The sequence below is a fragment of the Streptomyces canus 299MFChir4.1 genome (assembly GCF_000383615.1).
In the GTDB taxonomy this organism is placed as follows: domain Bacteria; phylum Actinomycetota; class Actinomycetes; order Streptomycetales; family Streptomycetaceae; genus Streptomyces; species Streptomyces canus_C.
This window is the reverse complement of sequence record NZ_KB911594.1, coordinates 89,412-103,167: the sequence shown is the minus strand read 5'-3', so window position 1 is coordinate 103,167 and position 13,756 is coordinate 89,412. Positions and strand designations below refer to the sequence as shown.

General features: G+C 70.7%; 14 protein-coding genes and 1 tRNA gene. 9 read left to right on the top strand and 6 right to left on the bottom strand.

Annotated elements, in window-relative coordinates; all coding sequences use genetic code 11:
• The first annotated feature begins 315 nt into the window (after positions 1 to 315).
• Positions 316 to 399 (top strand) — tRNA-Leu (locus tag H293_RS0126295).
• A 49-nt stretch (positions 400 to 448) separates the two neighbouring features.
• Here the strand turns inward: H293_RS0126295 and H293_RS0126290 are convergent.
• Together H293_RS0126290 and H293_RS0126285 are read right to left on the bottom strand one after the other, a co-directional pair.
• Positions 449 to 709 (bottom strand): hypothetical protein, encoded by a 261-nt coding sequence (locus tag H293_RS0126290; RefSeq protein WP_259294540.1) that lies wholly within the window; start codon positions 707 to 709, stop codon positions 449 to 451.
• Between the two features lie 618 nt (positions 710 to 1,327).
• On the bottom strand, positions 1,328 to 1,723 hold the full coding sequence (locus H293_RS0126285; protein ID WP_020120825.1) for a helix-turn-helix domain-containing protein: 396 nt from the start codon (positions 1,721 to 1,723) through the stop codon (positions 1,328 to 1,330).
• A 232-nt stretch (positions 1,724 to 1,955) separates the two neighbouring features.
• Here H293_RS0126285 and H293_RS0126280 point away from each other — a divergent pair, with 232 nt between their 5' ends.
• From H293_RS0126280 to H293_RS0126255, 6 genes are all read left to right on the top strand, one after another.
• Complete coding sequence (locus H293_RS0126280; RefSeq protein WP_020120824.1) at positions 1,956 to 2,171, top strand: hypothetical protein; 216 nt, start codon at positions 1,956 to 1,958, stop codon at positions 2,169 to 2,171.
• A 52-nt stretch (positions 2,172 to 2,223) separates the two neighbouring features.
• Positions 2,224 to 2,442, top strand: coding sequence for a hypothetical protein (locus H293_RS0126275; protein ID WP_007382551.1), 219 nt, complete (start codon positions 2,224 to 2,226; stop codon positions 2,440 to 2,442).
• A gap of 115 nt (positions 2,443 to 2,557) precedes the next feature.
• Entirely contained in the window at positions 2,558 to 4,486 is a 1,929-nt protein-coding gene (locus tag H293_RS0126270) for a zinc metalloprotease (RefSeq protein ID WP_020120823.1), read from the top strand.
• 392 nt (positions 4,487 to 4,878) lie between these two features.
• Complete coding sequence (locus tag H293_RS0126265; RefSeq protein WP_028808213.1) at positions 4,879 to 5,553, top strand: hypothetical protein; 675 nt, start codon at positions 4,879 to 4,881, stop codon at positions 5,551 to 5,553.
• Between the two features lie 173 nt (positions 5,554 to 5,726).
• Entirely contained in the window at positions 5,727 to 6,902 is a 1,176-nt protein-coding gene (locus H293_RS0126260) for a 4-hydroxybenzoate 3-monooxygenase (RefSeq protein WP_020120821.1), read from the top strand.
• A 148-nt stretch (positions 6,903 to 7,050) separates the two neighbouring features.
• Complete coding sequence (locus H293_RS0126255) at positions 7,051 to 7,944, top strand: Bax inhibitor-1/YccA family protein (RefSeq protein WP_020120820.1); 894 nt, start codon at positions 7,051 to 7,053, stop codon at positions 7,942 to 7,944.
• 83 nt (positions 7,945 to 8,027) lie between these two features.
• Here H293_RS0126255 and H293_RS0126250 read toward each other — a convergent pair whose 3' ends face one another.
• Complete coding sequence (locus H293_RS0126250) at positions 8,028 to 8,258, bottom strand: DUF4287 domain-containing protein (RefSeq protein WP_020120819.1); 231 nt, start codon at positions 8,256 to 8,258, stop codon at positions 8,028 to 8,030.
• 134 nt (positions 8,259 to 8,392) lie between these two features.
• Here H293_RS0126250 and H293_RS0126245 point away from each other — a divergent pair, with 134 nt between their 5' ends.
• A complete protein-coding gene (locus tag H293_RS0126245; protein ID WP_020120818.1) occupies positions 8,393 to 8,674 on the top strand; it encodes a hypothetical protein in 282 nt (93 codons plus the stop codon).
• Between the two features lie 19 nt (positions 8,675 to 8,693).
• Here H293_RS0126245 and H293_RS0126240 read toward each other — a convergent pair whose 3' ends face one another.
• The 3 genes from H293_RS0126240 to H293_RS0126230 form a co-directional block, all read right to left on the bottom strand.
• Positions 8,694 to 9,485 (bottom strand): hypothetical protein, encoded by a 792-nt coding sequence (locus H293_RS0126240; protein ID WP_028808212.1) that lies wholly within the window; start codon positions 9,483 to 9,485, stop codon positions 8,694 to 8,696.
• A gap of 277 nt (positions 9,486 to 9,762) precedes the next feature.
• Positions 9,763 to 10,983 (bottom strand): acetyl-CoA C-acetyltransferase, encoded by a 1,221-nt coding sequence (locus H293_RS0126235; RefSeq protein WP_020120816.1) that lies wholly within the window; start codon positions 10,981 to 10,983, stop codon positions 9,763 to 9,765.
• A gap of 177 nt (positions 10,984 to 11,160) precedes the next feature.
• On the bottom strand, positions 11,161 to 12,192 hold the full coding sequence (locus tag H293_RS0126230) for an SGNH/GDSL hydrolase family protein (RefSeq protein ID WP_020120815.1): 1,032 nt from the start codon (positions 12,190 to 12,192) through the stop codon (positions 11,161 to 11,163).
• A gap of 162 nt (positions 12,193 to 12,354) precedes the next feature.
• Between H293_RS0126230 and H293_RS0126225 the strand changes: the two genes are divergently transcribed.
• Complete coding sequence (locus H293_RS0126225; protein ID WP_020120814.1) at positions 12,355 to 13,743, top strand: cystathionine beta-synthase; 1,389 nt, start codon at positions 12,355 to 12,357, stop codon at positions 13,741 to 13,743.
• The last annotated feature ends 13 nt before the right edge of the window (positions 13,744 to 13,756 follow it).

Below are 13,756 nucleotides of genomic sequence, written 5' to 3'. Positions count from 1 at the left end.
AGCCGCAGTTCTGGTTCCGAAGGCAGACTTTGGAGGGACCGCGCCGCTCGGTGTCATACCTGGGGATGACAGCGGTCCCTGATCGGGAAATCTGCAGAGAACAGGTGGAGCGTCCTCGTTCGGGCGGTGAAATTCCGTCATTCCGCATGCGTGGCCGGGTGCCCCACGGAACGCTATTGGCAAGTGCGGATGGCGTGTTCCACGGTCTGATGCACCCTCAGACGTCAATAAAATAAGACAACATCGGTCCGCCCGACCACTGTTCGGGGGATGCACCCCGATAGGCTCGGAACCTCGACGCGGAGCCCATGGCCTGCCCGGATGGTGGAATGCAGACACGGCGAGCTTAAACCTCGCTGCCCCTTCGCGGGCGTGCCGGTTCAAGTCCGGCTCCGGGCACTTTCCCGCCCACGCGATGACTTCTCACGCGTGGGCCGGCCTCTCGTCTTCAACCCTCGTAGACGGTCAGTACGGCACCGTCGATCTCGATGCGGCGGCCGGCGCGCATGCCGTCGCGGCGCAGGGTTCTCAGACAGGTGTGGAACAGGGGCAGCTCGTCCGCGTCCAGGACGACGGCGGCCAGTTCCAGGAGTTCGGTCACCGACTGGTCGGTCAGTACCTCGGGCAGCTCACCGGAGAGCAGTACGACAGATTCTCCGGCGGGCCCACGGACCACGGCCGTGGCCGGTCCGCCATGCACGAACAACACATTCCCCCCTGGGAGCCCGGGGTCGTGCGGCTCTCGCTCCTCGGGCAGGACGAGAGACTAGCGGGGGCTGCCGACGCTGTCGGGCACAGTCGAAATTCTTTTTCCGACTCCACGGAAGAGTGAACATCCGCGATCGGAGACCGCCGGGACCAGGGTTCCGGACGGTCACTTCCTTGGCCAGGGGTGGGGGTTGAGGGTGCGGGGACGGGGGCGGGGAGGTGCGTGCCGGACGGCCGCACGCGCTGCGTGGGTCGGTCCGCCGGCCTTGCGGTGCTTGCGTGGCGGCCAGGCGCCCGTCAGGAAGCCACCCGCCACCCTCAGGTGGCCGTTTCCTGACGGGGCGTCGGGGGCCGGTGGGGTGCTCGCCCGGGGTGGTGGCGGGGCCCGGAAAGCGTGACCCGGGTGGCCCCGGCCGGGCGTCGGCGGGGCCTGCGGGCGGGTCGGCCCGGGCGGTCGCGTGTGTGGCCCGCTAGGTGCTCCGGCTCGGACGGGTGCCTGCGGGACCCCCAAGTGGGTCGGCCCGCTCGGGTGCTCGCGTGGTGCTGGAGCCGGTGGCCGTCGGCGGTCCGGGGATCCGTGGCCGGAGGGGTGGTCGTACGCAGCGCCGGGTGCCCGGGGTTACTTCTTCGGGGTGCGGTCCAGCAGGGACTCCACGAGGGCGGCCACGTGGCGGCGGTCGTCGGCCGAGAGCCTCTGGAGGCTGGCGATCAGGAGGTCCACCTCGGGGTCGGCCGGGCGGGCGGCGGTGCCCTCGGGGTCCTGGCCGGCCGGTGTGCCGTACACGTGGATGCCGCAGGCCTCCGCGGCGGCGCGGCGGACGGTGTCCAACGGGAGTTCCAGGCCCTTGGACAGTCCCTCCAGGGTGGTCGCCTGGGGCATGCGGACGACGCGGTCGGTGGTCGCCAGGTGGTGGACGGTGGAGCGCGGGACGCCACCGCGACGCGCCACGTCGCCGTAGGACCAGCCCTTGCGGTCCAGGCGCTCACGGATCAACTGCTGGAGTGCGTTGGCCACGGGTGGGTCACTTCCTGCTCGCCGCTCGGCGGAACCGTCCATGTCGGGGCCGATTCTACGGGCGGCCCCACCCGCCGCCGAAAGGGTGATTCCCCGAACGGGTTGCGCAGTGGCCCCGCGAGGCCCTAGTGTCCAATCTCGTTGGACAGCACGTCCGACCAGGTTGGACAGAGTGTGGGGGGAACCTGACTCGGTCCGACCGGAAATGCCCATCCCTGAGGGGGAATTGATCATGATGGACGCTCACGAGCTCGAGGCCGAGTCCGCGGAACTGCTGCCGGGCCGCGAAGCCCTCGGCCGTCTGAAGTTCAGCTTCAACAAGACGACCAACGTCACCAAGCACATCGCCAACGTCGAGGCGCACAACTCCTCCGTGGCCGTCAACGACCACTCCTTCGCCTCGGCCGCCGCCTCGCAGGCCGGCCAGACCATCACGGTCACCCAGTAACACCCGCGCACCACCTCGAACCCGATCCGCATCACCTGAAAGGACGTCCGTCATGAGCATGGACATGCACGAGCTGGAGACCGAGTCCGCCGAGCTGCTGCCGGGCCGCGAGGCCCTCGGCCGTCTGAAGTTCAGCTTCAACAAGACGACCAACGTCACCAAGCACATCGCCAACATCCAGGCGGACAACCAGTCCGCGGCGCTCAACGACCACTCCTCGTACTCGGTCGCCGAGTCGCAGGCCTCGCAGTCGATCGTCGTCAAGCAGTAACGACGGCAATGACGGCGTGACCACGGCCGTCGGGGTGGGCCGCCCGTACCAGCGGTGCGGCCCACCCCGACGGCCATGCAAGGGGGAACGGGGAGGACGTGGGGGGAGACCACATATGACAGTGCTCGGAGACGGGCCCGCGACGCTGTACGACTCCGGGCCGGTGCCCGGGCCGGGCGGCTGGCCGGTGACGTACGAGCAGGTGGCGACGGGCAGCCTGCCGGTCGTCGAACTCCGGCTCGTGCCGCGGCTGAGCGCGGGACTGCGACTGCACGGCGAGTACCAGGGGTCGGGTTTCACCGAGCCCAAGTACATCGCCCGTCGGGGGGACGGGCAGGTCGTGCAGCTGTCGCGGTTGCTGTACCTGGTGGCATCGTCCGTCGACGGCGTCCGGGACACCGAGTCGATCGCCCACCGGGTGAGCGCGAGGTTCGGCCGCGAGGTCAGCGGCGAGAACATCCGCTTCCTCGTGGAGAAGAAGCTCGAACCGCTCGGCGTGACGGTCCCCGAGGGCCAGGTGAGCGACGAGGTCGACGCACCGCGCTCCGACCTGCTGCTCGCCCTCAAGGGCCACCGGGTCATCTTCGACGAGCGGCGCACGGCACGGATCGCGGGGCTGTTCGCGTGGCTGCACCGGCCGGTCGTGGTCGCGGCCGTGCTCCTCACGGCCGTCGCCATGGACGTGTGGCTGTTCGGTTTCTTCGGGGCGATCGAGCCGGTCCTGGAGGTCCTGGACCAGCCGGTGCTGATCCTGATCGTGTTCGCGCTGACCGTGGCCTCGCTCGTCTTCCACGAGTTCGGCCACGCCTCCGCGTGCAGATACGGCGGTGCCCGGCCCGGCTGCATCGGCTGCGGGATCTTCCTCATCTGGCCGTCGATGTACACGGACGTGACGGACGTGTACCGGATCGGACGCGGCGGCCGGATCAGGACCGACCTGGGCGGGGTCTACTTCAACGTCGTCTTCATGCTCGGCATGGCCGGGCTGTACTTCGCGACGGGGGAGCAGTTCTTCCTCGCCGCGGTGTATCTCGGGCACTTCGAGATCCTCGAACAGCTGATGCCGGCGGTACGGCTCGACGGCTACTACATCCTGGGCGACCTCGCCGGCGTCCCGGACCTCTACGGCAAGATCAGGCCGATCCTGCTCAGTCTGGTCCCGGGCCGGAAGGGACGGGCCGCCCGCAAAGAGGTCGCCGGGCTGAAGAAGTCGGCACGGACCATCGTGGCCGCGTGGGTGCTCACCATGGTGCCGCTGATCATCGGCGAGATGGGCTACGGGCTGTGGAACCTGCCCCGGATCATCGCCACGATGACCCGGTCCATGGTCGAGCAGTTCTCCGGCACCGGGGCGGCCTTCGCGGCCGGCCAGATCGTCGAGGGACTCGTCGGGGTCCTCGGCTGTCTGATGCTGCTGATCCCGATGGGCGGCGTCGTCTATCTCTCCGTGAAGATCGGGGGGCGGATCCTGCGGGCCGCGAAACGGTCCACGGCGGACCGGCCCCGGTTGCGGGTGGCGCTCTGTGCGGTGGTGCTCGCCGGGCTGGCGGGTCTCAGCTATGCGTGGACGTCCGGGCTGACACCCCAGCCGCTCCCGAAGAAACCCCCGATCGCGCCGATCCTCCAGCCCGGGGTGTCGACGGAGGAACCGCAGCCCCGGCAGGCCACGGCTCCGGACGTCGACGCGTCGACCTCGGACAAGGGCACCGCGGACGACCCGGCGGGCACGGACCCGGGCGCGGTCCCACCCTCGGCGGCGGGCCGCTCTGCGGGCTCGGACGCGCCCTCCCCCGGGACGTCCACCGGCACCTCGGCGGCCGCCTCACCGGCGGCGTCCGCGGCAGCGCCGGGCTCGGCGAGCGGAGGTACCTCCCGCGGGCCGGCGTCCCCGACGCCGGGCACGTCGACGGCGGCGGAACCGTCCTCCCCGGGCACGGGCCCGACCGCCCCCGTCTCGTCCCCGACCCCGTCGGAAAGCATCCCGCCCTCGCCCACGGACACCCCGCCCCCGCCACCGGCCAGCGGTTCGCCGGGGGCGTCCTGAGGGGAGGGCCGGTCGGTCCACCCCGATCGGCGGGTGTCGCTGGGGGGCTGCCTTCGGGACGGTCGGACGGTCGGGTGGCCTCCACCGGGCCGTCGGCTCGCGGCCGCCCTCTCGGGGCGTGGCCGGTGGTTCGTACTCGGTGCCGGGGCGGGCCCGTGGCCTACTCCGGGTGGGGCTACTGCCTGCCTGGGTGTGGTTGGCGGCCGGGGTCGTGATCCGGGGTGGCAGGCCATCCCGCCTCGGGTGGGCCGGACCGGCCCGGAGAGCCCGTGGTCGTCGTGGGGCGACGGGCCGTGGGCCGGCCTCGCCGTTCGCCGAGACGCTCGCGAGCCCCGTTCTCCCCAACCCCCGCCCCCCACATCCGTATTCATCCATCCACCCAAGGAGATCCCTTGAGCAGCCACCGAAAACCCCGTACTTCCAGCCCGTTGACCCGCCGTGCCGTTCGCGTGGGGCTGTTCGCCGCCGGTGTCGCCGGTGTGGCGACCGCCGTGCCGGCGCAGGCCGCCACCGGCGGGCCCGCCAAGGTCGCCGTCGCGTCGGACCATGTCTTCAGCCACGCCGACCGCCACGACCACACGGAGGAGAAGGACTCGTTCACCATCCGCCAGTTCGGCACGGTGAACGCGGCCTCCGTGCGCAACCAGGCCAACGCGGTCTCGTCGGCCTGCACCGCCGACGACGACTGCCGTTCGGTCGCGCTGTCGTTCCAGATCGTCACCGTCGCGGGCGAGCACACCCGCCTGAACGCCGTGAACCTCAGCGACGCCGTCAACAAGAGCTGCACCGGCTGCCAGACCCTGGCCGGGGCCTACCAGTTCGTCGTCTCCACACCCGCCCCGCTCACCCTCGACTCCGCCCACCGCCGCCAACTCGCCGACGTCCACCGTCGGCTGGACGCCCTGACCCGCTCCGACATCCCCGCGACCGATCTGCGCACCCGGGCCGACGCCCTCGCCGCCGAGGTCAACTCGGTCCTTCGGGACGCCGTGGCCGACGCCCCGAAGGGCGACGCGCAGGACGACGTCACCATGCACCGGCACCTGGACGGCTGGCCCAGCCGCTGACCCGAACGGCCGTCCGGCCCGCGGCAGCCACCCGCGGGCCGGACGGCCGCACAGAACCGTTGACATCGGCAGACCCCGCGGCGCAAACTCGGCTCACTCAAGTGAATAAAACTTCACCACGCGAACAAGCGCAATTGCGCCCGTAGCCACAAGGTCTCCGAAGGGAACGCCCGATGCGCACCACCGTCGGCATCATCGGAGCCGGCCCCGCCGGCCTCCTCCTCGCCCGGCTCCTCCATCACGCCGGCATCGACTCCGTCGTCCTGGAGAGCCGCGACCGCGCCTATGTCGAGCAGCGCCAGCGCGCCGGGATCCTGGAGCAGGGCACGGTCGACGTACTGCGCGCGGCAGGCGCCGGGGAGCGCATGGACCGCGAGGGACTCCCGCACGACGGCATCGAACTGCGCTACGACAGGAAGCGCCACCGCGTCGACTTCCCCGCCCTCACCGGTGGCCGGTCCGTGACGGTCTACGCCCAGACCGAGGTCTGCAAGGACCTCATCGCCCTCCAGCTCAAGGACGGCGGGCCGCTGCTGTTCGAGGCGGAGGCCCTGGCCGTCGAAGGCGCCGACACCGACGCCCCGCGCGTGCGCTTCCGGCACGAGGGCCGCGAGGACGTCCTGGAATGCGAGTACGTCGTCGGCTGCGACGGCTTCTGGGGCGTGGCGAGGAAGGCGGTCCCCGCGGAGCTGACCCGGGTCTTCGAGCGGACGTACCCCTTCGCCTGGCTCGGCATCCTCGCCGACGTCCCGCCCTCCCACGACGAACTCGTCTACGCCCGCCACGACCGCGGCTTCGCCCTGCTGTCCATGCGCTCCCCGTCCGTCTCCCGCCTCTACCTCCAGGTCCCCGAGGGCACCGACGCCGAGAGCTGGGGCGACGAGGAGATCTGGGACGAGCTGGAGCGCCGTTTCGAGACGGACGACGACTGGAGGCTCGACAGGGGACCGATCACGCAGAAGTCCGTCACCCCCATGCGCTCCTACGTCCACGAGCCCATGCGCCACGGCCGGCTCTTCCTCGCCGGAGACGCGGCGCACATCGTCCCGCCCACCGGCGCCAAGGGCCTCAACCTCGCCGTGGGGGACGTCGTGACCTTCGTGAGGGCGCTGACACACCAGCAGGAGACCGGTTCCGCCGAGCGCCTCGACGCCTACTCGGAGACCTGCCTGCGGCGGGTGTGGCAGGCCGAACGGTTCTCGTACGACATGACGAGCCTCCTGCACCGGGCGCCCGACGCCACCGCCTTCGAGGACCGGATGCAGCTGGCGCGGCTGGAGCGGATCGCCGGGTCGCGGGCCGCCGAGACCGACCTCGCCGAGGGGTACACCGGCTTCCCCTTCGGATGAGGCCCCTCCGGTGCCGGGAATCAAGCCCGCGCGTAGCGTGTTGGCCAGCACAACGAGGGAAGATCCTCCTCAAGCACTAGGGTCATTCCTTTGCCTACCTATTACTCTTGAGGGCAAGGTCCACACACGGTGGCCATGGAGGAGTGAAATGAGGAGCAGCAACCCGGTCTTCTCGCGACGGGGGTTCAGCCGCGACAACGGCTACGCGGGCTTCAACACCGCGCCGCAGGCCGGGGGCGCAGCCGTGGGCACGCAGGGCAGCCCCTACGCGCAGCCGCAGGGCAACCCGTACGCGACCAACCCCTATGCCCAGCAGGGCCTGCAGCAGGGCGCACCGCCGCAGACCCCGGTGACCACCGGCCGCATGACGATCGACGACGTCGTCCTGCGCACCGGCACCACGCTCGGCATCCTGATCGTCACCGCCGCCCTCGCCTGGGCGCTGCTGCCCGTCGACGACGCCAACATCGGGCGCTCGTACGGCATCGGCATCGGCGCCGCGGTGATCGGCATGGTCCTGGCGCTCGTGCAGTCCTTCAAGCGCACGGCCACGCCCGCGCTGATCGTGTCGTACGCCGCGTTCGAGGGCGTGTTCCTCGGCGTCGTCTCCAGCATCGTCGACAACCGCATCGCGAGCGGCGCGGCCATGCAGGCCGTGATCGGCACCCTGGCGGTCTTCGCCGCGGTACTGGTGGCGTACAAGGCCGGCTGGATCCGCGTCAACCGGCGGTTCTACGGCTTCGTCATGGCGGCCGCGCTCGGCTTCCTGCTGCTGATGGTGGTCAACCTGCTGTTCGCCGCGTTCGGTGGCGGTGACGGCCTCGGCTTCCGCAGCGGCGGCCTCGGCATCCTGTTCGGCATCATCGGCGTGCTGCTCGGCGCGTGCTTCCTCGCCCTCGACTTCAAGCAGGTCGAGGACGGTATCGCCTACGGCGCCCCGCGCGAGGAGGCGTGGCTGGCCGCGTTCGGTCTCACACTGACGCTGGTGTGGATCTACATGGAGTTCCTGCGACTCATCGCGATCCTCAACAGCAGCGACTAGTCCGCGGCGCTCTGACGGGCGTTACGGTTCGTACGGCGAAGGGCCCCCGGTTCCGACCGGGGGCCCTTCGGCATGTGCGCAGCTCAGAAGTACCTGCGCGCGGCCCTCCTCAGGTCGTACTCGTGGATGATCGCCTTGGCGTGGCCGTACGCGAGGTTGTGTTCGTGGCGGAGCCAGCTGACCTTTTCCTCGAAGCGGAAGAGGGCCGGGCCTTCGTCGACGGTGCGCAGCCAGTCGGACACTTCACGACCGGTGCAATGGGGGATGCGGGCGAGCATGTTGCGGTGGGTCTCCTCGGAGAGGACGTGGGACATCGGCGCCTCCGGACGCAAAGGGGATGTAAGCCGGTCCTTCAGGTCACCGTGCCTGAGCGTTCGCCTGTTGGCAACAGTCCCGGTCGGACGCGTACGGTTGCCGCGTGGCTGATACTTCGCGTCTGACCCGGGCCGTGGACCACTTCGCCGACCGTCTGCGGGCCGCGCCGCAGAGCCGGTTGCAGCGGGGCGCGGCGGCCGAAGCACTGGGACTGGCACGGGAGTTCGCCCGCCGGACCCAGGTCGTGGAGGAGCCGGGGACCGAGCTGCGCGAGATGCCGGACGCGGGGATGTTCGCCGCCGCCGACCAGATCACCGTGGCCGTGCACGACTTGGCTCTCGTCCTGACGGACGAGAGCCAGGTGGAAGAAGCGCTGGAACTGGTGGCACAGGCCCAACAGCGGGCCGGCGTGTGACCCCGTGGCCTCGTGACGCCTACAGGGACGCTATGACCCGGTCGGCCAGGATGTAGACGTTCTCCTCGCCGCACGCGAAGGTCAGCGTGTACGCGCCCGAGACGCCCGAGCCGCCCAGCAGGACCGCGCTCTCGCCCGCGCGCAGGGCCGCCGACAGGCGTTCGGCCGTCTCGCGGTGGCCCGGGGTCATGCAGAGGGTCGTGCCGTCCGCGAAGACGTAGACGTCCAGGGTGCCGAGGGGGCCGGGACGGACGTCGGCCAGCTCGGTGCCGGAGGCGGCGAGTTCCTCCAGGGTGGCCACCGTGCGTTCGTGGTCGCCCACGACCGGTGAACCGACCGGCACGAAGTCCGGGTGGGAGGGATGCCGGCGCCGGGCCGCGGCCAGTTCGGGGCTGTCGCCGGCGAACTCGTCCGCGTCGGCCGAGGACTCCGACACCGGCTCCAGCGGCTCCAGACCCACGAAATCGGCCTGCCGGGGCAGGAACAGCTCGCTGTCGGGCAGCCCGAGCAGCGAGGGCGCCTCGGAGGCGTCACGGGCCTCCTGGGCGGCCCAGAAGGCCCGCGCCTCGGCGAGCTCGCGCTCACGCTCCTCGGCGAGGGCCTCGGCCACGGCGGCACGTATCTCGTCGACGTCGGCTGCCGGACGCGCGGCCGGGACGAGACCCCGTACGTCCGCGGTGTTGTTCCTGGCGAGCTCGGCGTGCAGGGCGGCGACCTGTCGGCGCAGCACCATGAGGGTGCGCAGGACGGCGACGCCCACGGCGCCCGTGGCGGCCGTGGTGACCAGCAAGGCGATCGGCATGGCGCTCACTGACGTACTCCCGGTTCAAAGTCGACCCCCGACTTCCTACATCAGCTTGAAGGGCGGACTATCCAGCTGTCAGTGCGTAACGTCACGAATCGGACAGGACTTTGGGTCCGGTGCTTGCTGGCGAGCGGCCCTGAGCTGCGCAAATCCCTCTCGGAAGGGAGATAGGTCACATCCTGAGGGAGATTGGATCACAAATCGGCCCAGAACCTTGGAGTTTCCCCGGTTCTGGGCCAAAGAGTGACACGGAGTCCCCGTACGGACACGGAGAGTTGAGCGGTCAGCTCAGGCGCTCGATGACCATCGCCATGCCCTGGCCGCCGCCCACGCACATGGTCTCCAGACCGAACTGCTTGTCGTGGAACTGGAGGGAGTTGATGAGCGTGCCGGTGATGCGGGCGCCGGTCATGCCGAAGGGGTGGCCGACGGCGATCGCGCCGCCGTTGACGTTCAGCTTCTCCAGCGGGATGTTCAGGTCGCGGTAGGAGGGGATCACCTGGGCGGCGAACGCCTCGTTGATCTCGACCAGGTCGATGTCGTCGATCGTGAGACCGGCGCGGCGCAGGGCCTGGTTCGACGCGTCCACCGGGCCGAGACCCATGATCTCGGGGGACAGGCCCGAGACGCCGGTCGACACGATGCGGGCGAGCGGGGTGAGGCCGAGTTCGCGGGCCTTGGTGTCGGACATGATCACGACCGCGGCGGCACCGTCGTTGAGCGGGCAGCAGTTGGCGGCGGTGACCATGCCGTCGGGGCGGAAGACCGGCTTCAGGCCCTGGACGCCGTCGAGCGTGACGCCGGCGCGCGGGCCGTCGTCCTTGGAGACCACGGTGCCGTCGGGGAGCGTGACCGGGGTGATCTCGCGCTCCCAGAAGCCGTTCTTGATGGCTTCCTCGGCGAGGTTCTGCGAGCGGACGCCGAACTCGTCCATGTCCTGGCGGGTGACGCCCTTGACGCGGGCCAGGTTCTCGGCGGTCTGGCCCATCGCGATGTAGGGGTCGGGGAGCAGGCCGTCCTCGCGCGGGTCGTGCCAGGTGGAGCCCTCGGACACGGCGGTGGCGGCGGTGCGGGCCTGGGCCTCGTCGAAGATCGGGTTCGTCGTGTCCGGGAGGCCGTCCGAGCTGCCCTTGGCGTAACGGGAGACCATCTCGACGCCTGCCGAGATGAAGACGTCGCCCTCGCCGGCCTTGATGGCGTGCAGGGCCATGCGGCTCGTCTGCAGCGAGGAGGAACAGTAACGGGTGATCGTGCAGCCAGGCAGGTGGTCCATGCCCATCTGCACGGCCACGATGCGGCCCAGGTTGTAGCCCTGCTCGCCGCCGGGGAGGCCGCAGCCGAGCATCAGGTCGTCGATGTCGCGCGGGTCCAGCTCGGGGACCTTGGCGAGGGCGGCCTGGATGATCGTGGCGGTGAGGTCGTCGGGGCGCAGGTCCTTGAGCGAGCCCTTGACTGCGCGGCCGATGGGGGAGCGGGCGGTCGAGACGATCACGGCTTCGGGCATCACGGCTCCATTGGCGTTACGGGGGTGTTCTTCCGACTGGGCTGCTTGGGAAGTTACCCGTACGTATGGCCTGGGTCACGGGGATGGCGGTGTGACCTATGTCTAAGCGCTTGCTTTTCCCGGTTCTCCGCTCCTCGGACCCTGCCTCCGCTCCTCGGACCCCCGTCTCCTCTCCTCTCAGACACCGGACGGGCTCGTGGTGGGTGACGGCTCCGTCGCCCGGACCCGCCGCCTGCGCCTGCGCTTGAGCAGGGCCCAGGGCCCCTTCGGGCCGGTCGGCATCGCCGCCGCGACCTCCGTGCCCGCCTCCGAGGCCGCCTCCGCCGCCGCCCTCGCCACCGGCAGGAAGCCCTCGCGGCGGGAGACGTCCGGGCGGTCCTCGTCGGCCGGCCACAGACCCAGGGCCGCGCACACCGTCGGCAGCACCGCCATCGCCGCCGTCGCGTAACCCTCCGCCGAGGGGTGGTAGTTGTCGGGGCCGAACAGCTCGCGCGGGTTCGCCGCGAACTCCGGGCCCAGCAGGTCGCCCAGCGACACCGTGCGGCCGCCCTGTTCCACCGCGCCGATCGTCTGCGCGGCCGCCAGCTGCCGCGAGGCCCGCCGGGCCAGCCACCGCAGCGGCTGCTGCACCGGCTCGATCGTGCCCAGGTCGGGACAGGTGCCGACCACGACCTCGGCACCGGCCGTGCGCAGCCGTCTTACCGCCGAGGACAGATGCCGCACGGAACGCGTCGCCGGCATCCGGTGCGTGACGTCGTTCGCGCCGATCATGATCACGCAGATGTCCGGGACCCGCTCGGGATCCGACAGCACCAGCGCCACCTGGCGGTCCAGGTCGTCCGAGGTGGCCCCGGGCAGGGCGACGTTGCGGAACTCCACCGGACGTTCCGCCACCGCCGCCAGCCCCGACGCCAGCAGCGCGCCCGGTGTCTGGGCCGCCCGGTGCACCCCCTGGCCCGCCGCCGTGGAGTCACCCAGCATGGTCAGACGCAGGGGCGGATCGCCCGCGGCGGCGTAGACATGGCCGTACCGGCCCTCGGCCTGCGGGACGTGCGGCGTCGTGCCGTTGCCCACCTGCCGTCTGGCCAGCCGCGCCTCCGCCAGCAGCAGGCCCATGCCCGCCGCCCCGATCAGACCGATCCCGCCGCTGCCGTAGGCCGCGCCGGCCGCGATCCGCCGGGCCACCCTCGCCCTCGACATGCTCGTCATACGTAGCCGCCACCTCCGTCGTACCCGTACACCCACTCCTTGCCCCGCACGGACCGTGGCCCAATCCCAACGGGGAGTGAACGACCGTCATGGCGCCCGAACAGGCCATAGGCTGGCCGGACCACTAGGACCACTTTCTTTTGCAAGCATCCGGAGACAACGGTGCAATTCCACGACTCGATGATCAGCCTCGTCGGCAACACCCCGCTGGTGAGGCTCAACAACGTGACCAAGGGCATCAAGGCGACCGTCCTGGCCAAGGTCGAGTACTTCAACCCCGGCGGATCCGTGAAGGACCGCATTGCCCTGCGCATGATCGAGGCGGCGGAGGAGAGCGGCGCGCTCAAGCCCGGGGGCACCATCGTCGAGCCGACCAGCGGAAACACCGGGGTGGGGCTCGCCATCGTGGCGCAGCAGAAGGGGTACAAGTGCATCTTCGTGTGCCCCGACAAGGTGTCGACCGACAAGATCAACGTCCTGCGGGCCTACGGCGCCGAGGTCGTCGTCTGCCCGACCGCCGTGGACCCCGAGCACCCGGACTCGTACTACAACGTCTCCGACCGGCTGGTGCGCGAGACGCCCGGTGCGTGGAAGCCCGACCAGTACTCCAACCCCAACAACCCGCTCTCCCACTATCACTCCACCGGCCCCGAGCTGTGGGAGCAGACGGAGGGGCGGATCACCCACTTCGTGGCTGGTGTCGGCACCGGCGGCACCATCTCCGGCACCGGCCGGTACCTGAAGGACGCCAGTGACGGCGGGGTCCAGGTCGTCGGCGCCGACCCCGAGGGGTCCGTGTACTCCGGCGGCTCCGGGCGGCCGTATCTCGTCGAGGGTGTCGGCGAGGACTTCTGGCCGACCGCCTACGACCGGACCGTCGCCGACGAGATCGTCGCCGTCTCCGACAAGGACTCCTTCCAGATGACCCGCCGCCTCGCCAAGGAGGAGGGCCTGCTGGTGGGCGGCTCCTGCGGCATGGCCGTCGTCGCGGCCCTGCGGGTCGCCGAGCGCCTGGACGAGAACGGCGTCGTGGTGGTCCTGCTCCCGGACAGCGGGCGCGGCTACCTCTCGAAGATCTTCAACGACGAGTGGATGGCCGACTACGGCTTCCTGGAGGACGAGGGCCCCAGCGCCCGCGTCGCCGACGTCCTGAACGACAAGGTGCACGGCGCCATCCCCTCCCTCGTCCACATGCACCCGGACGAGACGGTCGGCGAGGCCATCGACGTGCTGCGGGAGTACGGCGTCTCGCAGATGCCGATCGTCAAGCCGGGCGCCGGTCACCCGGACGTGATGGCCGCGGAGGTCGTCGGCTCGGTCGTCGAACGCGAGCTGCTCGACGCCCTGTTCACCCAGCGGGCCTCGCTGGAGGACCCGCTGGAGAAGCACATGTCGGCCCCCCTTCCCCAGGTCGGCTCCGGCGAGCCGGTCGGCGACCTGATGTCGGTCCTCGGCTCGGCGGACGCGGCGATCGTCCTCGTGGAGGGCAAGCCCACCGGAGTCATCAGCCGCCAGGATCTGCTGGCCTTCCTCGCCAAGGGCGGGAAGTGACGGCAAACCTCCG

Coding starts and splice junctions, on each gene's coding strand:
- H293_RS0126260 (WP_020120821.1), top strand. CDS start 5,727: ATGCGCACCACCGTCGGCATCATCGGAGCCGGCCCCGCCGGCCTCCTC.
- H293_RS0126255 (WP_020120820.1), top strand. CDS start 7,051: ATGAGGAGCAGCAACCCGGTCTTCTCGCGACGGGGGTTCAGCCGCGAC.
- H293_RS0126235 (WP_020120816.1), bottom strand. CDS start 10,983: ATGCCCGAAGCCGTGATCGTCTCGACCGCCCGCTCCCCCATCGGCCGC.
- H293_RS0126270 (WP_020120823.1), top strand. CDS start 2,558: ATGACAGTGCTCGGAGACGGGCCCGCGACGCTGTACGACTCCGGGCCG.
- H293_RS0126280 (WP_020120824.1), top strand. CDS start 1,956: ATGATGGACGCTCACGAGCTCGAGGCCGAGTCCGCGGAACTGCTGCCG.
- H293_RS0126250 (WP_020120819.1), bottom strand. CDS start 8,258: ATGTCCCACGTCCTCTCCGAGGAGACCCACCGCAACATGCTCGCCCGC.
- H293_RS0126275 (WP_007382551.1), top strand. CDS start 2,224: ATGAGCATGGACATGCACGAGCTGGAGACCGAGTCCGCCGAGCTGCTG.
- H293_RS0126230 (WP_020120815.1), bottom strand. CDS start 12,192: ATGACGAGCATGTCGAGGGCGAGGGTGGCCCGGCGGATCGCGGCCGGC.